Origin of the sequence: Bradyrhizobium sp. ISRA464, from assembly GCF_029910095.1 — a bacterium.
In the GTDB taxonomy this organism is placed as follows: Bacteria; Pseudomonadota; Alphaproteobacteria; order Rhizobiales; family Xanthobacteraceae; genus Bradyrhizobium.
Window position 1 is genome coordinate 2,636,891 of record NZ_CP094526.1, and the last position, 22,771, is coordinate 2,659,661.

18 protein-coding genes are annotated in these 22,771 nt (G+C 64.5%); 13 read left to right on the top strand and 5 right to left on the bottom strand.

The window, feature by feature from the left end:
* The first annotated feature begins 441 nt into the window (after window positions 1-441).
* Entirely contained in the window at window positions 442-1,146 is a 705-nt protein-coding gene (locus tag MTX19_RS12255) for a TetR/AcrR family transcriptional regulator (protein WP_280983815.1), read from the top strand.
* 384 nt (window positions 1,147-1,530) lie between these two features.
* Here MTX19_RS12255 and MTX19_RS12260 read toward each other — a convergent pair whose 3' ends face one another.
* The gene (locus tag MTX19_RS12260) at window positions 1,531-2,559 is read right to left on the bottom strand and encodes an IS110 family transposase (protein WP_280982097.1); all 1,029 of its coding nucleotides are present in this window, start codon (window positions 2,557-2,559) and stop codon (window positions 1,531-1,533) included.
* A gap of 297 nt (window positions 2,560-2,856) precedes the next feature.
* On the opposite strand from MTX19_RS12260, the gene MTX19_RS12265 reads away from it, so the two are divergent.
* The 7 genes from MTX19_RS12265 (at window position 2,857) to MTX19_RS12295 (ending at window position 10,694) form a co-directional block, all read left to right on the top strand.
* Complete coding sequence (locus tag MTX19_RS12265; protein ID WP_280983817.1) at window positions 2,857-3,666, top strand: ABC transporter permease; 810 nt, start codon at window positions 2,857-2,859, stop codon at window positions 3,664-3,666.
* A 176-nt stretch (window positions 3,667-3,842) separates the two neighbouring features.
* Window positions 3,843-4,838 (top strand): ABC transporter substrate-binding protein, encoded by a 996-nt coding sequence (locus MTX19_RS12270; RefSeq protein ID WP_280985981.1) that lies wholly within the window; start codon window positions 3,843-3,845, stop codon window positions 4,836-4,838.
* A gap of 162 nt (window positions 4,839-5,000) precedes the next feature.
* Window positions 5,001-5,849 carry an ABC transporter ATP-binding protein gene (locus MTX19_RS12275; RefSeq protein ID WP_280983818.1) on the top strand — a complete coding sequence of 283 codons (849 nt, stop codon included), beginning with the start codon at window positions 5,001-5,003 and terminating at the stop codon, window positions 5,847-5,849.
* 222 nt (window positions 5,850-6,071) lie between these two features.
* On the top strand, window positions 6,072-7,475 hold the full coding sequence (locus MTX19_RS12280) for a hypothetical protein (protein ID WP_280983819.1): 1,404 nt from the start codon (window positions 6,072-6,074) through the stop codon (window positions 7,473-7,475).
* Entirely contained in the window at window positions 7,472-8,623 is a 1,152-nt protein-coding gene (locus MTX19_RS12285; protein WP_280983820.1) for a Gfo/Idh/MocA family oxidoreductase, read from the top strand. The genes MTX19_RS12280 and MTX19_RS12285 overlap by 4 nt, the downstream gene beginning before the upstream one ends.
* Before the next feature lie 14 nt (window positions 8,624-8,637).
* A complete protein-coding gene (locus tag MTX19_RS12290; protein ID WP_280983821.1) occupies window positions 8,638-9,831 on the top strand; it encodes a dihydrodipicolinate synthase family protein in 1,194 nt (397 codons plus the stop codon).
* Window positions 9,831-10,694 carry a sugar phosphate isomerase/epimerase family protein gene (locus tag MTX19_RS12295; protein ID WP_280983822.1) on the top strand — a complete coding sequence of 288 codons (864 nt, stop codon included), beginning with the start codon at window positions 9,831-9,833 and terminating at the stop codon, window positions 10,692-10,694. Before MTX19_RS12290 ends, MTX19_RS12295 begins: the two co-directional genes overlap by 1 nt.
* A 109-nt stretch (window positions 10,695-10,803) precedes the next feature.
* Here MTX19_RS12295 and MTX19_RS12300 read toward each other — a convergent pair whose 3' ends face one another.
* The 4 genes from MTX19_RS12300 to MTX19_RS12315 form a co-directional block, all read right to left on the bottom strand.
* Entirely contained in the window at window positions 10,804-11,481 is a 678-nt protein-coding gene (locus MTX19_RS12300; RefSeq protein WP_280983823.1) for a potassium channel family protein, read from the bottom strand.
* A gap of 147 nt (window positions 11,482-11,628) precedes the next feature.
* Window positions 11,629-12,981, bottom strand: coding sequence for a Spy/CpxP family protein refolding chaperone (locus MTX19_RS12305; protein WP_280985982.1), 1,353 nt, complete (start codon window positions 12,979-12,981; stop codon window positions 11,629-11,631).
* A 622-nt stretch (window positions 12,982-13,603) separates the two neighbouring features.
* Complete coding sequence (gene rocD, locus MTX19_RS12310) at window positions 13,604-14,818, bottom strand: ornithine--oxo-acid transaminase (RefSeq protein ID WP_280983827.1); 1,215 nt, start codon at window positions 14,816-14,818, stop codon at window positions 13,604-13,606.
* Window positions 14,819-14,924: 106 nt separating this feature from the next.
* On the bottom strand, window positions 14,925-16,148 hold the full coding sequence (locus MTX19_RS12315; protein WP_280983828.1) for a cytochrome P450: 1,224 nt from the start codon (window positions 16,146-16,148) through the stop codon (window positions 14,925-14,927).
* 311 nt (window positions 16,149-16,459) lie between these two features.
* On the opposite strand from MTX19_RS12315, the gene MTX19_RS12320 reads away from it, so the two are divergent.
* The 5 genes from MTX19_RS12320 (at window position 16,460) to MTX19_RS12340 (ending at window position 22,723) form a co-directional block, all read left to right on the top strand.
* Window positions 16,460-16,993 (top strand): phosphonopyruvate decarboxylase, encoded by a 534-nt coding sequence (locus MTX19_RS12320; protein ID WP_280983829.1) that lies wholly within the window; start codon window positions 16,460-16,462, stop codon window positions 16,991-16,993.
* A complete protein-coding gene (locus tag MTX19_RS12325) occupies window positions 16,990-17,580 on the top strand; it encodes a thiamine pyrophosphate-dependent enzyme (protein WP_280983830.1) in 591 nt (196 codons plus the stop codon). Before MTX19_RS12320 ends, MTX19_RS12325 begins: the two co-directional genes overlap by 4 nt.
* A gap of 64 nt (window positions 17,581-17,644) precedes the next feature.
* Window positions 17,645-18,346 carry a TetR/AcrR family transcriptional regulator gene (locus MTX19_RS12330; protein ID WP_280983831.1) on the top strand — a complete coding sequence of 234 codons (702 nt, stop codon included), beginning with the start codon at window positions 17,645-17,647 and terminating at the stop codon, window positions 18,344-18,346.
* Between the two features lies 1 nt (window position 18,347).
* Entirely contained in the window at window positions 18,348-19,541 is a 1,194-nt protein-coding gene (locus MTX19_RS12335; protein WP_280983832.1) for an efflux RND transporter periplasmic adaptor subunit, read from the top strand.
* An 83-nt stretch (window positions 19,542-19,624) separates the two neighbouring features.
* The gene (locus tag MTX19_RS12340) at window positions 19,625-22,723 is read left to right on the top strand and encodes a multidrug efflux RND transporter permease subunit (protein WP_280985983.1); all 3,099 of its coding nucleotides are present in this window, start codon (window positions 19,625-19,627) and stop codon (window positions 22,721-22,723) included.
* Window positions 22,724-22,771 lie beyond the last annotated feature (48 nt).

Here is a 22,771-nt window from a genome sequence, read left to right on the forward strand (position 1 = left end):
CGGCGTCCACCGCATCTCGACCCGACACTCGTGACGATCGCGAAGCGCCCCTCAGGCGGGTGAGACGGGCTATTCATACACTGAGTTGCATTTCTGTAAAACAGAAATATTTTATGCGCGCGGCCTTGCGCCGTCGGGCAACTCAGTGCCAAGGGGCGCGTCTCCATCCATCCGTCGTTCCGGGGCTCGCCAACGGGTCCGCGCAACGTGCGGCCCGATGACAGGCTCCGCGAGGACCCGGAATCCATTTCATCCGCAAATCGTGTGGCTTGATGGATTCCGGGGCGCACCAAGAGGCGCGCCCCGGAATGATGGAGAGAGCAGGCGTTTCAAACGCCAGGATGACGCTCGGACTTTCACCTCACGATCATCACAACATTCATTCTCAAACGCTGCGTGCCATGCTACATTCATACACTCAGCATCACTGAGCGATCGATTTTGGCCAAGGCAAAGCGAATATTGAAATGGCAGCGCGACCCCGAAGGAATGCGGTTGCGCATTCTCGAGGCCGCGAAGCAGGAATTCGCCGCCCATGGCCTCGCCGGCGCACGCGTCGACCGCATCGCGGAGATGGCCGGCGCCAACAAGCGCATGCTGTACTACCATGTCGGCAACAAGGAGGATCTCTATCTCGAGGTGCTGGAAGGCGCCTATGAGAAGATCCGCGCCGAGGAACGCACCCTCGATCTCGAACATCTCGATCCGCCCGAGGGGATCGCGCGGCTGATCGATTTCACCTGGAACTATTTTCTGCGTAACCCGGAGTTCCTGGCGCTGCTGAATACGGAAAACCTCTCGAAGGCCAAGCATTTGAAGCGCTCGACCAAGGTCAAGTCGATGCATTCGCCCTTCGTTGAAATGATCCGTACCGTGGTGACGCGCGGGGTGGAGAGCGGCGACTTCCGCGTCGCCGTGGATCCGGTGCAGCTCTACATTTCGATCGCCGGCTTGGCGTTTTTCTACCTCTCCAACAGCGCGACGCTCAGCGTGATCTTCGGCCGCGACCTGCTCAGGAAGGAGGCGCGCGACGAGCGCCTCGAGCATATGATCGCGCTGGTGCTGGCGGCGCTGACCGGCAAGTCCACGGCCACGTTCGGCGCGGCGAAGATGTCTGCGCTGCAGCCGGTCCATCAGGTGGTGTGAACGCCGCCGGCTTGGCGCGTGATGTCATGACGCCGGGCGATAACGCGTAGCCCGGATGGAGCAAAGCGCAATCCGGGATAGCTCTATCCGCGGATAGCGCGCTCCCGGATTTCGCTGCGCTTCATCCGGGCTTCTGTAACGGGCCTTGGTTAGTCAATCCCTTTTTGCGTGGTCCGCTTGCCGGGCACTTGCTTCTGTATGGGATCGGCGCGGTGGCCGTCGCCTGATGGGGTGCATTGAGGAGCCGGCCGGCCAATCTACGGAAGCGTGGTTGTGAACCGACTTCCCGGATGGCGGCCTGACCGGATCCGTCGTCCCGGCAAGGGACTTCGCTCGGGGAAGGCCTGGTGTCGTGGCCTGCCCAGATCGGTTGAGGCTCCTTGGTTAGGTTGCGTGGGCCATCGGATTGAAGGGTTTCGCATCAGCCAGCATCCGATGCAGGATGACTGCGAGCTTGCGCGCCAGCGCCACCTTGGCCTTGCGCATGCCCGCACGTTTGGCAAGCCGCATGGCCCAGCTCTTCAGCGCCGAGCAGTTCCTGACCGGCTTGGTCAGCATGACGTGGGCGGCCTGGTACAGCGCCTCCCGCACCGACGCGTCGCCGATCTTGCTGATGCGGCCAGTGTAGTCGGTTTGCCCCGACTGATACTTCTTCGGGGTGAGCCCAAAATGCGCACCGGTCGCCTTCGAGGAACGGAACCTGTTCGGATCGTCGATCGCGGCGGCATAGGTGAGCGCCACGATCGGGCCGACGGCCGGCGTTGTCATCAGAAGCCTGGCCGGGGGATGCGATCTGGCGAGCCTCTGGGTGTGTCTGTCCAGGCCATTGAACTCGCGCAGCAACACGGCATGGGCTTCGAGCAGGGCCTGCGCCACCAGCTCAAGTCCGGGGTGGCCGGCGACGAGCTCCCGGATCCGGTTGGCGAACGTGCGCTCGGTGGTCTTGCCGACCTTCAGGCCAAAGCCCCGCAGCACGCCACGTACGCTGTTCTCGATGTCGCGCAGCTTCGACTGCAGCAGCTTGCGGGCCGTCAGAACCGCCCGCGTCTCCTGCGCTTCAATCGACTTGCAGTGGACCGGCCGGAACCAGCCGAGCCGCATCAGTTGGGCGATGCCGCGGGCATCGTTGCGGTCCGACTTCACCGGCATCGCCTTGAAGGCATCGCGGACGTGCCGGGTCTCCAGCAGCTCGACGGCAAGCCCGGCCGCGCGCAGCGCCGCGTACAGCCATTGCGACAACGGACCGGCCTCCAGTCCGATCCGCTCCATCGCCTGGCCCAGCGATCGGAACCAGGCGATCAGCGCTTCCGGCTCGCTGGCAACCTTCGCCTCCCGCAAAATCTTGCCCGCGCCATCGACAACGCAAACGCTCGAGCTTTCCAAAGACACGTCGATTCCTGCATAGTGGTACATGGTCGTCCCTTAATGATGCTTGGAGCGGGCTCGCCCGACTCCGTTTGAACACCATCAGTTTGAGGGACGACCGCCTGCCCGAAAAGCCGCACGCGAGCGCGCTTCCACATCGCGCCGTCGCGACCGGGCGGCTATATCCGTCGGCCCTTTACCCCATCTACGGATCACCAGCGGTAAAATTCTCACATGACGAAAGTCGCAGGTTTCGGCGTGATTTCGCCGTCCGCCGGGGCTGGACAGTATTTATCCAACGGGTTAATTTCCAATGCGAAGAATAGCGATCCAGGGGAGCGTGACGTGGCGGAGGCGAGGAGCCCTTCAGGCGTGTCGAAGGTGCTGAATGCGGCGTGGGTGCGCCCGTTTCTGTTCCTGGTCGTCATCGTGGCGGCGTGGGACCTTTCGATCCGCCTGTTCCAAATCCCGGCCTACCAGATCCCGTCACCCGGCGACGTCGTGGCGGTGCTCTGGAGCGACTGGCCGGAGCTGTTGCAGCAATCCTGGCCGACCACCTATGCGACGATCTGCGGCTTCCTGCTCTCGGCGCTGTTCGGCATTCCCGTCGCGATGCTGATCGCGGGCTCGAAGACGGTGGAGAGCTACGTCTATCCGCTGCTGGTGTTCTCGCAGTCGGTGCCGAAGATCGCGATCGCGCCGCTGTTCGTGGTGTGGTTCGGCTTCGGCATCATTCCCAAGGTGATCTCGGCGTTCCTGCTCGGCTTCTTCCCGGTGGTGGTCTCGGCGGTGCAGGGCTTCAAGTCGGTCGACCCCGATATGGTCGATCTGGCACGCGCGATGCAGGGCAGCCGCTTCCGGGTGTTCCGCGCCGTCAACCTGCCGCATGCGATGCCCGCGATCTTCTCCGGCCTGAAAGTGTCGGTGACGCTTGCCGTGGTCGGCGCCGTCGTCGGCGAGTTCGTCGGCTCCAACTCCGGCATCGGCTATGTGATGCAGCGCTCGATCGGCACGTTCGACCTGCCGACGATGTTCGCTGCGCTGGTGATCCTTGCGCTGCTTGGGGTGATCCTGTTCTGGATCGTCGACCGCATCGAACGGCTGGTGATCCCCTGGCACGTCAGCCAGCGCGACGACATCATCTTCGCTTCGTAGGGTTATCGCAGAGCTACACAAAGAGACGAGCAGCCGTCATTGCGAGCGAAGCGAAGCAATCCATGGCGCCACAAGCAGAGGAATGGATTGCTTCCGCCTTCGCCAAAGGCTTCGGCGGACAAGTCGTCGCTGGCGCCCCTCGCAGTGACGACAAGAAACAACGGGAGGATTATCTGATGCGATTGATCATTGCTGTCATTGCCGCGCTGGCCTGGACTATATCAGGGGTAGTGCCGGCGTCCGCCGCCGACAAGGTCGTGCTGATGCTGAACTGGTACGTCTATGGCGAGCACGCGCCGTTCTATTACGGCAAGGCCAAGGGCATCTATGCCGCCGAAGGCATCGACCTCGAGATCCAGGAAGGCCGCGGCTCGGCGGCGACTACGCAGGCGGTGGCCGCCAAGACGGCCGATTTCGGCTATGTCGATATCCCCACCATGATGCGCGCGGCGGTGAAGGGCGCGCCCGTCATCGCCACCGGCGTGCTGCTGCAGACCAGCCCGATGTCGGCGATGGGATTTGCCGACAAGAACATCCGCAAGCCCGAGGACATCAAGGGCAAGACGGTCGCGATCACGCCGGCGGATTCGATGACGCAGATCTGGCCGCTGTTCCTGAAGAAGACCGGCCTGAAGGAAAGCGATTTCCACACCGTGGCCGGCGACGGTCAGACCAAGCTCAACGCCGTGATCAACGGCCAGGCGGATCTCCTGCTTGGCTACGTCATGGACCAGTCGATGAAGATCAAGGACGCGACCGGAAAAGACGTCTATCCGATCAAGTTCGCCGACTACGGCATCAACATGGTGTCGTCGGGCATCATCGCCAACACCGCTTATGTGAAGGCCAATCCCGATCTCGTCCGCCGCTTCATGTCGGCGACCACGAAGGCGGTGGAAGCTGCCGAGAAGGATCCGAAGGCCGCAGCGCAATCGATCCTCGACGCCAACCCGAAGGGCGGCAAGATCGACACGCTGACGCAGGGCTTCGAGCTCACGATCCCGCTCTACCGCACGCCGGAGACCAAGACCAAGCGGCCGTTCCAGGTCACCGACCAGAACATGACCGACTCGGTCAATTTGATGGTTGAGTATGGCGGCCTCGACGCCAAGGCCAAGGACAATCCGAAGGCGTTCTACACCAACGACTACCTGCCGAAGGGCGACTCGTGAGCGCGCGTTCGAGCGTCATGGCGAGGAGCTCGCGACAAAATTGCAAGCAATTTTGCGCTGAAGCGACGACGCAATCCATCTCTACGCCCGCGGAAATGTGGATTGCTTCGCTTCGCTCGCAATGACGACCACTGATAACCGACTTCAATTGGATCCAGCTGTATGAAATCGGCGATGAAAATCAGTGCTACCGACCAGCCGGGCGCCCATCTGCGCCTGGTGTCGGACCGTGTGGACGGCGCCACGCCGGGGATCACGCTTTCCGGCGTCTCGAAGACCTACCGGTCGCGCGACGGCGACGTGCCGTCGCTACGGCCGCTCGACTTCACCATCAATGACGGCGAGTTCTTCGTCGTGGTCGGCCCGTCCGGCTGCGGCAAGTCCACGCTGCTCAAGATGATCTCGGGCCTGCTGCCGCCGACGACCGGCGAGGTGCTGGTCGACGGCGAGCCCGTGACCAAGCCGCACGGCAATGTCGGCATCGTGTTCCAGAACGCGCTGCTGCTGCCGTGGCGCAACATCCTCTGCAACGTGATGCTGCCGATCGACATGAAGCAGCTGCCGCGGAACAAATATCTCGATCGCGCCAAGGAGCTCTTGAAGCTGGTCGGGCTCGAAGGCTTCGAGAAGAAGCTGCCCTGGCAGCTCTCCGGCGGCATGCAGCAGCGGGCCTCGATCTGCCGTGCGCTGGTGCACGATCCCAAGATCATGCTGATGGACGAGCCGTTCGGCGCGCTCGACGCCATGACGCGCGAGCGCATGAACGTGGAGCTGATGCGGATCCAGCGCGAGACCGGCAAGACGGTGCTCTTGATCACGCACTCGATTCCGGAAGCCGTGTTCCTCGCCGACCGCGTGCTCGTGATGACCGAGCGGCCCGGCGCGATCGCCGCGATCTACGACGTGCCGCTGCCGCGGCCGCGCTCGCTGGATTCGATGTCCGATCCGGTCTTCACCGAGCTGGTGCAGCAGATCCGGAAGCATTTCTTCACGCAGGGCTCGCTGGATTAAGATGGGCATACAGATCGCGAGGAGCTTTCCGATTACCTCGCCCCGCTTGCGGGGAGAGGTCGGAATTTGCGCGACACGCAAATTCCGGGTGAGGGGGGCTATCCGCGAGTCCGCCTTTGCGGAGACGCCCCTCACCCCAACCCTCTCACCGCAAGAGCGGGGCGAGGGAGAGGCGACCAGCGTGCCGCGACCCATGTTCGCAACGCTCCACGATACATTGTGATGCCGCTTCGTCTCGCAGTTCGTGATATCGCCTTCTTCGAACGTCCGGTCGCTTTCGCCCGGCCGTTCCGCTTTGGCGCGGTCACCATCAATGCGGCGCCGCAGATGTTCGTGCGGGTCGAGATCGAGGTGGAGGGCAAGGGACACGCGACCGGCGCCAGCGCCGAGATGATGGCGCCCAAATGGTTCGACAAGCGGCCGCATCTGGCGCCGGACGAGACGGTGGACGTGCTCCGCCGCTCGCTCCTGATCGCGCGCGAGCTGTATCTCTCGGAGAAAGACTTCGACACCGCGTTCGGCCTGCACGCCAGATGCATTGGCGCGCAGGTGGCGGCCTGCGCGAAGGAGGACGTCCCGCCGCTTGCCGCAGCCTATGGCCCGGCCGAGATCGACAAGGCGATCCTGGATGCGCTGTTGCACGGCGTTGGGGTCAGCTTTTTCGACGGCATGGCCGCCAATATTGCCGGCATCAATGCACGGCTGACGCCCGATCTCGATGATGGTGCGATCGCGCGCTTCCTCGCGAGCCGCCGGCGGCTCGACCGTGTTGCCGTCAGGCACACGGTCGGAATGGACGACAGGATCGAAGGCGAGGGCGGCGTGGCTGATAGGACCGAGAGCGCCGGCGCGCGTTACTTCAAGCTCAAGCTGAACGGCGATCCCGCGCATGACGCGGAACGGCTGGCGCGGATCGGCAAGGAGCTGGCTCGGCTGCCTTACGCCACCAAGGTCACGCTCGACGCCAATGAGCAATATGCCGATCTCGCCGCGCTGAACGCGCTGGTCGACCGGCTCGACCGTGACGCAGCCCTCGCGCCGATCTCCTCGAACCTGCTCTATATCGAGCAGCCGATGCCGCGCGACATCACGAAGGCCGCGCCGCTCGGCGGGCTCGCCGCGCGCAACTTCATCATCGACGAGGCCGACGATTCCTGTGATGCATTCCCGCAGGCGCGGGCGCTCGGCTATCGCGGCATCTCCTCGAAGTCCTGCAAGGGGATCTACAAGTCGATCATCAACGCGACGCGCGCGGCGGTATGGAGCGCGGATGGCGCTCCGTACTTCATCAGCGGCGAGGATCTGACCTGCCAGGCCGGGCTCGGCGTGCAGCAGGATCTCGCGCTGGGCGCGCTGATCGGAGTTACTCATGCCGAGCGCAACGGGCACCATTATGTCGATGGCTTTGCCGAGACGCCGGCGGCAGAAGCCGACGCCTTCCTCACGGCGCACCCGGATCTCTACACCCGCGACGGCGGCAAGGTGCGCCTCGCGATCCATGACGGCGATCTCCTGACGGGATCGCTGACGGCACCGGGCTTTGCCAGCTCCGTTCATCCGGACTGGTCCACCATGCAGCCGCTGCAGCGGCCAACCCCACGCGTTTCGCAGGAGCAAGCACTATGACGACCAAACGCCTCGGCCTGATCATGAACGGCGTCACCGGCCGAATGGGGCTCAACCAGCACCTGATCCGCTCGATCGTCGCGATCCGCGACCAGGGCGGCGTGCTGTTGTCGAACGGCGACCGCATCATGCCAGATCCGATCCTGGTAGGCCGCGACGCCGAGAAGGTCGCCAGCCTTGCCAAGCGCTTCAACATCGAGCGTTCTACCACCGATCTCGATCGCGCACTGGCGGACAAGGGCGACACCGTGTTCTTCGATGCCGCGACCACGCAGGCGCGGCCCTCGCTGCTGACCAAGGCGATCAATGCCGGCAAGCACGTCTATTGCGAGAAGCCGATCGCGACCACGCTCGAAGAGGCGGTCGAGGTCGTGAAGCTCGCCAACGCGAAGGGCCTCAAGCACGGCACGGTGCAGGACAAGCTGTTCCTGCCGGGACTGAAGAAACTCGCCTTCCTGCGCGACTCCGGTTTCTTCGGCCGCATGCTCTCGGTGCGCGGCGAGTTCGGCTACTGGGTGTTCGAGGGCGGCTGGCAGGAAGCGCAGCGGCCGTCGTGGAACTACCGCGCCGAGGATGGCGGCGGCATCATTTTGGACATGGTCTGCCACTGGCGTTACGTGCTCGACAATCTGTTCGGTGAGGTCGAGAGCGTGGTGTGCATCGGGACGACGGACATTCCCGAGCGCTACGACGAGAAGGGCAAGAAGTACCAGGCGACCGCCGACGATTCCGCCTACGCCACCTTCAAGCTGAAGGGCGGCGTGATCGCGCATATCAACATGAGCTGGGTGACGCGGGTCTATCGCGACGACCTCGTCACCTTCCAGGTCGACGGCACCCATGGTTCGGCGGTCGCCGGCCTGACCGACTGCATGATCCAGGCGCGCCAGGCGACGCCGCGGCCGGTGTGGAATCCCGACGAGAAGCGGCTGCATAACTTCTATGCCGACTGGCAGAAGCTGCCTGAGAACGTCGTCTACGACAACGGCTTCAAGGAGCAGTGGGAGATGTTCATCCGTCATGTCTGCGAGGATGCGCCCTACAAATACACGCTGCTCGAAGGCGCCAAGGGCGTGCAGCTTGCCGAATGCGCGCTCAAGAGCTGGAAGGAGCGGCGCTGGATTGATGTCGCACCGATCGTGGTCTGAGAAAGGACTTCGTCATGAGCAAGCCGGTCCTGCCGAAATCATCCCTGTCGCTGAAGCTGCCGACCGCAGGCGGTGGCCTCGAGACCTATCGCCTCGCAGTATCCCGCAGCTTTCCGGCAAAGCTCGAGGGCACGCTGAACCGCGTGGCGTTCTCGGCCGCGCATGTGGTGGCCGACCCGCGCGCCGACGTCGATCCGTGGCTGACCGCGGCAATCGACTGGGACCGCACCATCGCATTCCGTGAGCATGTCTGGGACTTGGGCCTCGGCGTCGCCGAGGCGATGGACACCGCGCAACGCGGCATGGGGCTCGATTGGGCGACCTCGCTCGAGCTGATCCAACGTTCGGTGAAAGCGGCGAAGGCGCGGGGCAACGCGCTGGTGTTCTCCGGCGCGGGCACTGATCATCTCGTGGTGGAGGATGCCAAGACGATCGACGACGTGATCCGCGCCTATGAGGAGCAGATCGCCGCAGTCGAGAAGGCCGGTGGCCGCATCATCCTGATGGCTTCGCGCGCATTGGCAAAACTCGGCAAGACCGCTGAGGATTACGCCAAAGTCTATGACCGCGTGCTGTCGCAGGTCCGCGAGCCCGTGATCATCCACTGGCTCGGCGACATGTTCGATCCGGCGCTGACAGGTTATTGGGGCGCCGCCGAGCTCGACAGGGCGATGGATACCGCCATTGCGATCATCAACGCCAACGCGGCCAAGGTCGACGGCGTCAAGGTGTCGCTGCTCGACAAGCAGCGCGAGATCAACATGCGGCGGTGGCTCGATCCGCGCGTCAAGATGTATACCGGCGACGACTTCAACTATGCCGAACTGATCGCCGGCGACGACAAGGGCTTTTCCCACGCGCTGCTCGGCATCTTCGATGCGATCGCACCGGCCGCGTCCTGCGCGCTGTCGCGGCTCGCGGTGGGCGACGAGGCCGGCTTCCACGACGTGTTGGGGCCGACGGTGCCGCTGTCGCGGCACATCTTCAAGGCGCCGACGCGCTTCTACAAGACCGGCATCGTGTTCATGGCCTATCTCAACGGCCATCAGGATCATTTCACGATGGTCGGCGGACAGGAGAGCGCGCGCTCGACCCTGCATCTCGCCGAGCTGTTCCGGCTCGCCGACAAGGCCGGGCTGCTCGCCAATCCGGAATTAGCGACGCGCCGGATGACGACGATCCTCGCCACGCGCGGCATCGAAGCCTGATGCGCGACTTTTCCAACGATCATCGCTGGCTGTCGCTGAACACGGCCACCGTCCGCAAGCAGGGCGATCTCGTCGCCATCATCGAGGCCTGCGCGCGCCGCGGCATCCGCGCCATCGATCCCTGGCGCGACCAGGTCGCCAGCATCGGGCTCGAACGTGCAGTGCGCGCGGTGAAGGACGCCGGGCTTGATCTTTCCGGCTATTGCCGCGGCGGCATGTTCACGGCGGACGCCGCGCACCAGAGCGCTGTGCGCGACGACAACCGCCGCGCGGTCGACGAGGCCAAGGCGCTCGGCGCCTGCTGCATCGTGCTCGTGGTCGGCGGCCTGCCGCAATATTCACGGCCGGGCAGCACGGCGTCGAAGGACATCGCGGCGGCGCGGGCGCAGGTGCATGACGGCATCGCCGAGATGCTGGAGTATGCAAAGCAGGCGAAGCTGCCGCTCGCGATCGAGCCGCTGCATCCGGCCTATGCCGCAGACCGCGCCTGCGTGAACACCACGAAGCAGGCGCTCGACATCTGCGATGCGCTGGATCCCGGCCGCACCGGCGCGATCGGCGTCGCGCTCGACGTCTATCACATCTGGTGGGACCCGGAGCTGAACGCCCAGATCGTGCGCGCCGGCAAGGACCGGCTGCTCGCATTCCATGTCTGCGACTGGCTGGTGCCGACCAGGGACATGCTCAACGACCGCGGCATGATGGGCGATGGCGTGATCGACATCAAATCGGTCCGTGCTGTGGTCGAGGCGCAGGGCTTTGCCGGTTACTCGGAGATCGAGATCTTTTCCGACGACTGGTGGGGCCGTCCGATGGACGAGGTGCTGCGAACCTGCATCGAACGGCACCGGGCGGTGGTCTGACCTCATCCTGAGGAGCGGCGTTCGCGCCGCGTCTCGAAGGATGAGGCCACAGACCGGGCCTCATGGTTCGAGACGCCGCTTTGCGGCTCCTCACAATGAGGGTTGAGTATCACGGATCCTGATCGCGGTGCGCGAGCTCCAGCGTGACGAGCCGCGCCAGCAGCGTTGCGGGATAGAGCTGGCCGAAGATTGCCTCGACATTGCACAGGCTGCGCGCGATGGGGTGAAGCGGCGCGACGTCGCCATAGCCTGTCGTCGTGAGCGTGGCGAACGAGAAATAGATCAGCTGGCTTGCCAGCGTCGGGCTGTCGGCGATCTTCATTCCGGAAAACGCGGTCGGTACCAGCGTGCCGATGAAGGTGTAGAGCGCCGAGAAGATCACTGCGACCATGAGGTAGAGCAGGATCGCACCGATCACGCGGTGATAGGTCACGCGTCCCGGCGCGAAGGTCGCGCGCGCCACCGTCACCGCCATGGTGACGCCGACGATCAGCCAGGAGCCGGCGAACAGGTTGAGGTCGAGGATCGAAGGCGAGCGCAGCCGAAAGATCGCGCCGACCACGATCATCGCGAGCGCGACGAGCATGGCGACCACCGCGAACGCGCTGCCCGACATCACGAACACGCCCGCTACCAGGAACAGCGCCAGCAGTAGTTCGAAGATCTGGAACTCGAACAGGCCGAGCGCCTGCAGCGGCGCCACCACGAACATCATGATCAGGATCAGGACGGTGAGCACCGTCAGCAGGGAATCGCCCCAGCGCTCGCGCAGCTCACTGATGCTCATCCAACCGCGCTTCATTCCTGCCCCGTCATTCGGCATGACATCAGGATGCCGGTGCCAAACATTGCTGCGCGGCGGCCGCAAAGGCAATGCGGAGGATTGGCATCGCGCGGGCACGCCCGCCGGCGGTCTCAGCGCATGCCGGCCGCCTCAGTGGCTCGCGACCTGTTGCAGCGTGTTGAAGCGTGCTTTCTGCTCGCTGCTCAGCGTGGCGTAGAACTCGTCCAGCGCAGGCTCGATCAGCCTGGCGGCCTTCTGCATGGCCTCGAGCCGGTGCTGCATCGCCTCCAGCCGGCCGACCGGCGTCAGCGGCACGTCGTTCGGGCAGGCCGCCTGCAGGTCCGCGATGGCTTTTGTGGTCGCATCGCTCAGGCGCTCGAGCGCGTCCTTCTGCTTGCCCGCCGGATGAAGCGAGGCCTCGATCCTGTTGATCGGCAGTTGGGCCAGGTCGGATTTCGAATCGCCGCAATTCCCGGATTGCGCAGCCGCTTCCTGCTGTTGCTGCGAACGCTCGCCGACATGCGGGCCGAGGGCATTGAAGCGGGCCTGTTGCTCGTCGCTGAGCGAGTTGTAGAAATTCTCCAGCGCGGGCCGCACGATCTTGATCGCCTCGAGCGTCGCGCTGATGCGGTTCAGCATCGACCGCAACCGGCCGGGTGGCGTCAGGGCATAGCTGTCCGTGCAGGAGTCCTTGAAGACATCGGCAGCCTTCGCTGCGGCAGTCTTCAAGTCGTCGAGCAGGGCGCGCTGCTCCTGGTTCGGCCGTACCGCCCGCGCGATGTCGGCAAGCGGCCAGGCCGTGACGCCCTTGTCCGGTTCTCCGCAGAGCTGCTTGATGGCCTGCGGGCTCGTCTCGGCGCGTTGGCGGGACCGATAGCGGCCTGCGGTCGCCGGATAGTTGCCAGGATAGATGCTGGCATAGGCGGAGTAGGGACTGCTGGTGTCCCAGAACACGGTGTCGACGAAGTCGTCGTAGGCGTAGGCCCAATAGCTGGGCTCGTAGGCATAGGACCAGAACGTGTAGTCAAAAATGTCCGAATAAGCGTAAGGCCAGAACACCGGGCCAAGCCACGCCACGAACACCGCGCGGTGGCCGCGTCGCCAGGAATGCCGGGGTGCCCAGCCGCCTTGGCGCGCGACAAGCGCCGCCTGGGCTTGCGCTCCCGCCTGCTCGCGGAAGTGTGCGGCAAATCGCTCGCGCTGAGCCGCCTGCGTCGCGGCGGTGGTCGCGGCCGCGACTCCGACCGTCGTCGCCGCCAGACCCAATCGCTGCTGGCGAGCAAGGTCGGCTTGCTGTGCGCGCTGCTCGCGTTGCAGCAGGCGGTTCTGCGCCTGTAGTGCCCGGTCATGGACGCGTTGCGCGCGCACGCCTTCGACCTTTTGCGACTGCAACTGCTGCACGCGTTGCTGCAGCCGATCGATCCGGGTCTGCCGCTCCGCGGTCTGGCGCGAGAGCGTCTCACGCTGCCGCTGCTGCGCCGTCTGCTGGCGCTGCTGGATCAACTGTTGACGCTGTTGCGCGCGCTGTTGAATCCGCTCCGTCGGCGACGGCCGCTCGCTCAAGCGCGACGGCGGGCTCGGTCGTGACGGCGCGGCCAAATGGGGAGCCGGGCGCCGCGGCGGTGCCCCACGCCGGAATTCGGGTCGAGGCATTGCGACGCGCGGCGCGGCGATATGGGGAGCCCGGCGCGGCGACGGGGCGGCGAAACGCGGTGCCGGGCGCGGCGCCATCGCCGGTCGCTGCGGCGCACGGAACGCAGGTGCGGCCGGCCGAGCCATTGCGGGTGGCCGAGCCATTGCAGGCGGTCTAGCCATTGCAGGCGGCCTAGCCATTGCGGGAGGGGCGGCGCGCGCCATCGGAGCGGCAGGACGCGCCATCGCGGGCGGTGCGGCCGGTCTTGCCGCCAGTCCCGGCGGCACACCCTTTCCATGTGGCTGGGCGGATGCGCCGCCGCTCGCCACCAGCATCGAAACACCAATCAAAAATACGACAAAGCGAACGCTCCGGGGAAGCATGAGCGTAGCTCTCCGTTCACCAGTCGCCCGCAGCACTTTAACGCACAGACGTCGGAATCGTTCGTTGTTGGTCAGAGCCAGCGTTGCGGTCTTCCGACGCAGGGAACCGTCAGGAGACATCCTGCGTGAGTGCAGCCGCGATCCGCTCCAGTGCCCAGTCGACCTGTTCGCCCGTGATCACCAGCGGCGGGGCGATGCGGATGGTGTGCTCGTGGGTGTCCTTGGCGAGGATGCCGCGCGCCTGCAGCGCCAGGCAGTAGCGGCGGGCACCGCCGGCCTCCGGGTGAAGCTCGATCGCGAGCATCAGGCCGCGCCCGCGCACCTCGCGGATCACGTTGGCGCGGATGTCCTCTAGTCCTGCAAGAAAACGCGAGCCCTGTTGCGCAGCGTTCTCGATCATCCCGTCCTCGATCAGCACGCGCAGCGCCGCGCGCGCCACCGCGCAGGCCAACGGGTTGCCGCCGAAGGTCGAGCCGTGCTGGCCGGGCCGCAACGTGCCGAGCACGGCGTTGTTGGAAAGCACGGCAGACACCGGATAGAAGCCGCCCGACAGTGCCTTGCCGAGCAGCGTCACGTCGGCCTCGATGCCTTCGTGCTGCTCGGCGAGCAGCTTGCCGGTGCGGCCGAGCCCGGTCTGGATTTCGTCGAGCACGAGCATCACATTGTGCGCGGTGCACAGTTCGCGCACACGGGTGAAATAGCCCGGCGGGGGAATGATGACGCCGGCCTCACCCTGGATCGGCTCGACCAGGAAGGCCGCGGTGTTCGGCGTGATCGCCTGCTCGAGCGCTGTGGCGTCGCCGAACGGGATGATCCTGAAGCCCGGTGCGAACGGGCCGAAATGGTCGCGCGTCGCCGGATCGGTCGAGAACCCGACGATGCCGAGCGTGCGTCCGTGGAAATTATTGGCGCAGACGATGATCTCGGCCTGCCCGTCCGGCACGCCCTTGACCTCATAGGCCCATTTGCGCACCGTCTTGATCGCGCTCTCCACCGCCTCGGCGCCGCTGTTCATCGGCAGCACCTTGTGCGAGCCGGTCAGCTCCGCGAGCTCGCGGTAGAAGGGAGCGAGCTGGTCGTTATGGAAGGCGCGCGAGGTCAGCGTCAGCCGGCGCGCCTGCTCGACCATCGCTGCCAGGATCTTCGGATGGCAGTGACCCTGGCTCACCGCCGAATAGGCGGAGAGACAGTCGAGATAGCGGTTGCCGTCGGTGTCCCAGACCCAGACGCCTTCGCCGCGGGACAGCACGACCCCGATCGGCTCGTAATTGTAGGTGCCAAAGCGTGCTTCGGTTGCGAGGAAGTCGGTGACCGATGCGCTCATCCTGCGTCACTCCCGCTGCAGCGCACTGGACAGAACGCCGGTGCGCCCGTGACCGTAATGTGGGCATCAGCCCGCCCGCGGGGAAGTGGGCTTGGCCGCAAATGTCCTAGCCGTTGATGCAGCAGGGCACGCTGAGAAAGCCGCGGAAGCGCACCCGGCCGCCGCGCACCGGCTCGCCGTCGAGTCCATAGTTCGGAAAGCGCTTAAGGAAGCGCGAGATCGCGATCGCGCCCTCGAGCCGCGCCAGCGCCATCCCGGCGCATTGATGCGCGCCGGTGCCGAAGGCGAGATGGCGGTTCGGCGTGCGCGCGACGTCGAAGCGTTCAGGATCGGGGAATTGTGCGGGGTCGCGGTTGGCAGCGCCGATGCACAGCGTGACAAGCGTGCCGGCCGGCATCCTGATGCCGCCAAGCTCGATCTCTTCCACGATCATGCGGTTGCCGAGCTGGTTCGAGCTCTCGTAGCGCAGCATTTCCTCGACCGCGGTCTTGATCAGGTCAGGCTGTGCGATCAGGCGCTTCTTCTGGTCGGGGTGTTCGTGGAGTGCCACGAGCCCGTTGCCGATCAGATTGGTCGTGGTCTCGTGGCCGGCGTTGAGCAGGAAGATGCAGTTGTGCAGCAGCTCCTTTGCCGTCAATCGCTCGCCATTGTCTTCACCCTGGATCAGCCGTGTCAGCACGTCGCGGTCGGGATTGCCGGGCCTGGCGCGGCGGCGTTCGACGAGGGTTTCGAGATAGGCGAGGAAATCCTTCACGGCTCTGTTGCCGCGGTCGAACGCCTCCTCGCCGATTACCGGCTCCAGCGCGCCCAAAATCGCCAGCGACCAGTCGCGCAACGGCTCGCGCTCGTCGCGCGGCACATCGAGCAGATTGCCGATCACCTCGACCGGGATCGCGGAGGCGAAATCGCCGATCAGCTCGAAGCGCTGCTTCGCGGCGATGCGGTCTAGCAGGCTGTCCACCAGCGCGATCAAATCCGGCTCCATGCCGGCAATTGCCCGCGGCGACAGCGCGCCCATGATCAGTCTCCGCACGCGGGTGTGCGCCGGCGGATCGTTGAAGACGAGGCTAGTCGTGTGGTGCTCGTAGAGCAGAGAGTCGCCGTATTTCGGCAAGAACTCCTTCTTCTTGTCGGAAGAGAAGGCCTTGGTGTTCTTGTAGGCGGTGACGAGGTCGTCGTAGCGGGTCAGGAAGTAGCAGCCGTTCGGCATCCGCTTCACCGGCGCGTTCTCCCGCAGCGCACGATAGGTCGGGTAGGGGTTCGCGTAGAAGTCCGGCGTCAGTCTTTCGAGGTCGAAACGATCGGACAGCTCTCGCGCCTGCACATCCATGCCGAATGCCCAATCTGATTAGTTTCAGTTGCAACTATCGTAAGCCGCGTCCCGCCGCCGCGCAACACAATTTGCGGTGCGTCCGGGACACTTCGCCGCACGCCAGAGCGTTTTCAGGCGAAGTGGATACCGGTTGCGTGAAGAAAAACGCGTCCAAACAAGATTGGAGAGCTTCGGTGTTGCTTCAATCAGAACCGAAAAGCGCTCGTGCGGTGCGAGTAAATCGCAGAGCCATATGCGGTTTTGCGCTTTGATGAAGCGCGCGCGCCCCACTAGAGTCCCGGCCAAACAGTCTTAAACCGGAAACGCCGATGCATGCCCGTGCCGAGACCGTGGCCTCCTGGCCCGAGGAGATCTTTTCGATATTGCAGCGCTTCGACGTGCGCCAGGTGCCCTATGTGCCGGATGCCGGCCATTCGCAGCTGATCGAGCGCGTGCTCGGCTCGTCCTCGATGCGCGGTGTCGCGCTGACGACCGAGGAGGAGGGCGTCGCGTTGCTCGCGGGCGCCTGGGCGGGCGGCCAGCGCGGCGTGCTGCTGATGCAGTCGAGCGGGGTCGGCAACTGTATCAACATGCTGTCCTTGGTGCAGATCTTCCGCTTGCCCTTCTTCACCCTGGTAACGATGCGCGGCGAATGGGGCGAATTCAATCCCTGGCAGGTGCCGATGGGCTCGAGCACCCAGGCAGTCCTCGAACTGTCCGGCATCAAGGTCCTGCGCGCCTCGCACCCGGATGAGGTGCGGGAGGTCGTCGAGGCCGGCGCCGCCCAGGCCTACAACGCCTGCACGCCAACCGCCGTCCTGCTGTCACAGCGCCTGATCGGGGCAAAGGTCTTCACCAAATGAGCAAAGCCAATCTCCTCGACCGCCGGGCCGTCGTTTCGCAACTGCTCAAGGACCGCAAGGGCGCCATCGCCGTCGGCGGCCTCGGCGCCTCCACCTACGACATCGCCGCCGCCGGCGACCACGACCGCAACTTCTATCTGTGGGGCGGCATGGGCGGCGCCGTGATGATCGGGCTCGGGCTCGCGCTGGCGCAGCCGACGCTGCCGGTGGTGGTGATCACCGGCGACGGCGAGATGCTGATGGGCATGGGCAGCCTCGCCACCGTCGGCCTGCAGCAGCCCAAGAACCTCTCGATCATCGTGCTCGACAATGAGGCCTATGGCGAGACCGGCGGCCAGGCGAGCCATACCGGAGCGACGGCCGATCTGGTCGGCGTTGCCAAAGCGTGTGGAATCAAGGATACGAGCAACATCACGACCCTGGCCGAGGTCGAGGCGTTTGCCTCGTCTTTACAAGATGTTACGGCCGGGCCGCGGTTCGCTAGCGTGAAGATCGACGGCGCCAATCTGGAGCGCGTGCTGTCCAGCCGCGACGGCACCTACATCGTTAACCGCATCCGGGGCTCTCTCGGGCACACTCCGATATAAAACGGCTTTCGCGGTGCGATAGAACCTTGACATCTGGTAAGGTGAGTGATTACTCACGACCCAAATGTCTACCTTACGCATGACGAGTGACTTGCGGCGTCAGTTGATACTGAGCGCCGCAAAGCGGTGTTTCGCCCGCAACGGCTTCGCCGGCACCACGACAAAGAGCGTGGCGGCCGCGGCTGCCATTTCGGAAGGGCTGTTGTTCAAGCACTTCCCCTCGAAGGCGGCGCTGTACGCCGAGATCCTCGCCGAGGAGTGCGAGGCGGATCCGGACCTTGTGCACCTGCTCGGGCAGGAACCGTCGACCGCGACGCTGGTCGAGCTGGTGGAGGGCATGGTCGGCCACTTCATGCAGCTTCGCAACGCGCCAGACCAGGAAGAGGCGCAGCGCCTGCGGCTGATGGTGACAAGCCATCTCGACGATGGCGAGTTCGCACGCCTTCTCTATGACAAGGTCGGCAAGCTGATCGGGCCGACCTTTGCCGCCTCGATCGAGCGCGCGATTGCCGCGGGCGACGCGGCTCGGATCGGCGGCGAGCCGCTCAACCTGTTCTGGTTCGCCCATCACACCGTGCTGATGGGAGCGCTCACGCAGCTCCCTGCGACACCATGTCTCTCCTACGGCGAGGCCGCCGCCGCCGAGCGGCAGCTTTGCCAGTTCATCCTTCGCGGTATCGGACTTACCGAAGCCGCAATTGCCACACATTTGGGCCGCCAGCCGTCACCGGGTCAGGGAAAGTCGGTAACTGCAGAAAGTGCATGACATGAATATTCAGACCGAAAGCCATATCTCGGGGCAACCGATTAAGGAAAAGACCGTCAAGCGCCCTGTCCGCATGGTGCGCTGGTTCATCATCGTGGGGCTGCTGCTGGCCGTGCTGGTCGGTGGCTTGGTCGGCTTCAACGCCTTCCGCAGCCATATGATTGCGCAGTTCTTTGCCAACAACAAACCGCCGCCGTCGAATGTCTCCGCCGTCGAGGCGAAGTCCGAGGTGATTCCGAATCTCCTGACCGCGGTCGGCGATCTCGTCGCGGTGCATCAGGTCAACGTCACCAGCGATGTGTCGGGCCGCATCACCAACATCCTGTTCACGGCCGGCAGCCATGTGAAGGCGGGTACGCCGCTCGTGCAATTGTTCGATGCACCTGAACAGGGCGACCTCGCCAACTACAAGGCGCAGGCAACCGTGGCGGAGCTTCAGCTCGACCGCGCCAAGCAGCTCGCGGCGCGCCAGTTCGGGCCGCAGTCCACCGTCGATCAGGCACAGGCGACATTCGATCAGGCCAAGGCGGGCATTGCCAGGACCGAGGCGATCATCTCGCAGAAGCTGGTACGCGCCCCGTTCGATGGTGACCTCGGCGTTCGCCAGGTCGAAGTCGGCCAGTACCTGACGGCAGGGACGCAGATCGTGTCGTTGACCGATCTGTCGGTGCTCTATGCGAACCTGACCGTCACCGAGAAGCAGAGCTCGCAGATCAAGGTCGGCCAGACCGTGCGGGTTTCGGTCGACGCCTATCCGGGCCGGACCTTCGACGGCAAGATCACGACGATCGAGCCGCAGATCGCGACCGATACCCGCAACATCCGCGTTCAGGCGACGATCCAGAACCCGGACCGCATCCTCAAGCCCGGCATGTTCGCGACCACCACGATCGTGCTGCCCGAGAAGCCGGCGGTCGTCACCGTTCCCGAAACGGCGGTCGACTACACGCTGTACGGAGACTCGGTGTTCCTGATCAACGAAAAGAAGGGCGATGACGGCAAGACCACGCTGACCGCGGACCGCACCTTCGTGAAGACGGGCAACCGCGTCGAAGGCCGTGTCGAAATCCTGAAGGGCCTGAAGCCCCGCGACCGTGTCGTCGCCGTCGGCCAGATCAAGCTGCAGTCGGGGATGCCGGTCGCGATTTCGACCGATCCGCCACCGCCGGTTCCAGCCGAGCCGCCGCGCTACTAACGGCGATCACCTGAATACGGAGGGCCATTGGGCCCTCCGCCACATGTCGCCGCAATCGGCAGAGAACACGAGTAGGGTTGGCAATGGCCTTCACTGACATTTTCATCAAGCGGCCGGTGCTGTCGATCGTCGTCAGCATGTTGATCCTGCTGATCGGCCTGCGCGCCGCGATGGTGCTGCCGATCCGGCAATATCCGAACCTGTCGAACACAGTGGTGACGATCACCACCTCGTATCCCGGTGCGTCGCCGGAGCTGATCAACGGCTTCATCACCACGCCGATCGAGCAGGCGGTCGCCTCCGCCGAGGGCGTCGACTACATGACGTCGAACTCGGTGCTCGGCACCTCGACCATCCAAGTCTACATTAAGCTCAATCACGATCCGAACCAGGCGCTGACCGAGGTCCTCGCCAAGGTCAACTCGGTCAAATACCTGATCCCGAAGGAAGCCTTCGACCCGGTCGTGACCAAGGCGACCGGTGATACCATCGCGGTGATGTATCTCGGCTTCTCCAGCGAGGAGCTGACCGGATCGGCGATTTCCGACTATCTGACGCGCGTCGTGCAGCCGGTGCTGTCAACCGTCGACGGCGTCGCATCCGCCGACATTCTCGGCGGCCAGACCTTCGCAATGCGCGTCTGGCTCGATCCGATCCGCATGGCCGGCCGCGGTGTGTCGCCGAACGACGTCGCCGCCGCGATCGCCGCCAACAACTTCCAGGCGGCCGCCGGCCAGACCAAGGGCTTCTTCATCGTCTCCAACGTCTCGGCCAATACCGACCTTCAGAGCATCGATCAGTTCAAGCGGATGATCGTGAAGTCCAAGGACGGCGGCTTCGTGCGCATCGAGGACATCGCGACGGTGGAGCTCGCGGCCCAGAGCACGGACGCCAGCGTCGCCTTCAATGGCGAGCATGCGATCTTCATCGGCATCAAGGCGACGCCGCAGGGCAACCCGCTGACGCTGGTGAAGGGCGTGCGTGCGCTGTTCCCCGAGCTTGAGCGCAATCTGCCCCCTTCGATGAAGATGAAGGTGGCCTATGACTCCACCAAGTTCATCCAGTCGTCGATCGACGAGGTGCAGAAGACGCTCGGCGAAGCGGTCATCATCGTCGTCGTCGTCATCTTCCTGTTCCTGGCGTCGATCCGCTCGGTGATCATCCCGGTCGTGACGATTCCGCTGTCGCTGATCGGCGTCTGTATCCTGATGCTTGCCGCCGGTTTCAGCTTCAATCTGCTGACGCTGCTGGCGATGGTGCTGGCGATCGGCCTCGTGGTCGACGACGCGATCGTGGTGGTGGAGAACATCCATCGCCATCTCGAGGAAGGCATGCCACCTGTACAGGCGTCGCTGAAGGGGGCGCGCGAAATCGTGGGCCCCGTCATCTCGATGACGATCACGCTCGCGGCGGTGTACGCGCCGATCGGCTTCCTCGGCGGCGTGACCGGTGCGCTGTTCCGCGAATTCGCCTTCACGTTGGCCGGCTCGGTGATCGTGTCGGGCGTGATCGCCCTGACGCTATCGCCGATGATGTGCTCGGTGTTTCTCAAGAGTGCCGACGAGGGGCGTTTCGCCAGGCTCGTCAACCGCGTGTTCGGCGCGATGACGCGCTGGTACGGCCGCCAGCTCGACCGCTCACTCGACTATCGCCCGATCACCGGCCTGTTTGCGGTGACCATCCTCGGCCTGGTCGGATTCCTTTATATGCATACGCAGAAGGAGCTGGCGCCGCAGGAAGACCAAGGCATCGTGTTCGCGGTGACCAAGGCGCCGAAATACGCCAACATCGACTATATCGACTACTACGGCGACAAGATCGACAAGGAGTTCAAGAAGTTTCCCGAGACCGACTTGCGGTTCGTGCTGAACGGCATCACCGGTCCGCAGGGCGGCTTCGCCGGCATGCTGCTCAAGCCGTGGAATGAGCGCAAGCGCTCCGCGCAGACACTTCAGCCGCTGGTGCAGAACGAGTTGTCGAAGATCGAGGGCGTCAGCGCGTTCGCGTTCAGCCTGCCGCCGCTGCCCGGCGGTCCGGGCGGTCTGCCGGTCCAGATGGTGATCAGCTCGACGTCCGGGTTCCAACAGGTGTTCGAGCAGATGGACAAGCTAAAGGACGCCGCGCGCAAGAGCGGCCTGTTCATCGTCACCGACAGCGACCTCAACTTCAATCAGCCGGTGGTCCGCGTGAAGGTCGACCGCACCAAGGCGAGCGACCTCGGCATCACCATGCAGTCGATTGGCAATGCGCTGGCGACGCTGCTCGGTGGCAATTACGTCAACCGCTTCAATCTGGAGGGACGTTCCTACCAGGTGATTCCGCAGGTGGCGCGCGTCAACCGGTTGGCGCCGGAGTCATTCGACAACTACTATGTCCCGTCAGCGACCGGGCAGCTGGTACGGCTGTCGACCGTGGTCTCGGTCGAGACAGGCGTCGATCCGAACGCGCTGACCCACTACAACCAGCTCAACTCGGCGACCTTCCAGGCCGTGCCGATGCCCGGCGTCTCGATGGGGCAGGCGGTGGAGTTCCTGCAGGGTCAAGCCAAGAAGCTGCCGTCCGGCTTCAGCTACGATTTCCTGGCCGACTCCCGGCAGTACGTACATGAAGGCAATCAGCTGCTGGTCACCTTCGCGTTCGCCATCATCATCATCTTCCTGGTGCTGGCGGCGCAGTTCGAGAGCCTGCGCGATCCGTTCGTGATCATGATCAGCGTGCCGATGGCGATCGTCGGTGCCCTGATCCCACTGTTCTTCGGCGTCGCGACCATGAACATCTACACCCAGGTGGGTCTGCTGACGCTGGTCGGGCTGATCACCAAGCACGGCATCCTGATGGTCGAGTTCGCCAACGAGCTGCAGCTCAACGAGGGGCTCGACCGCCGCTCGGCGATCGAGATGGCGGCCCGTATCCGCCTGCGTCCGATCCTGATGACGACGGCGGCGATGGTCACCGGCCTGCTGCCGCTGCTCACCGCTTCGGGCGCCGGTGCCGCCAGCCGCTTCTCGATCGGTCTCGTGGTCGTGGCCGGCATGACGATCGGCACGCTGTTCACGCTGTTCGTGCTGCCGGCCGTCTACATGACGATCGCGACCGACCACCAGGCCAAGTTGAACTCCGAACGCGCCAAGCAGATCGCCGATTTCGATCTCGAAGGCCGCGGCGCACTGAAACCGACCTGAGCCCTCCAAGCTCATGCTCGCAGGAGAGGCGGCACTGGCGAAGGCCAC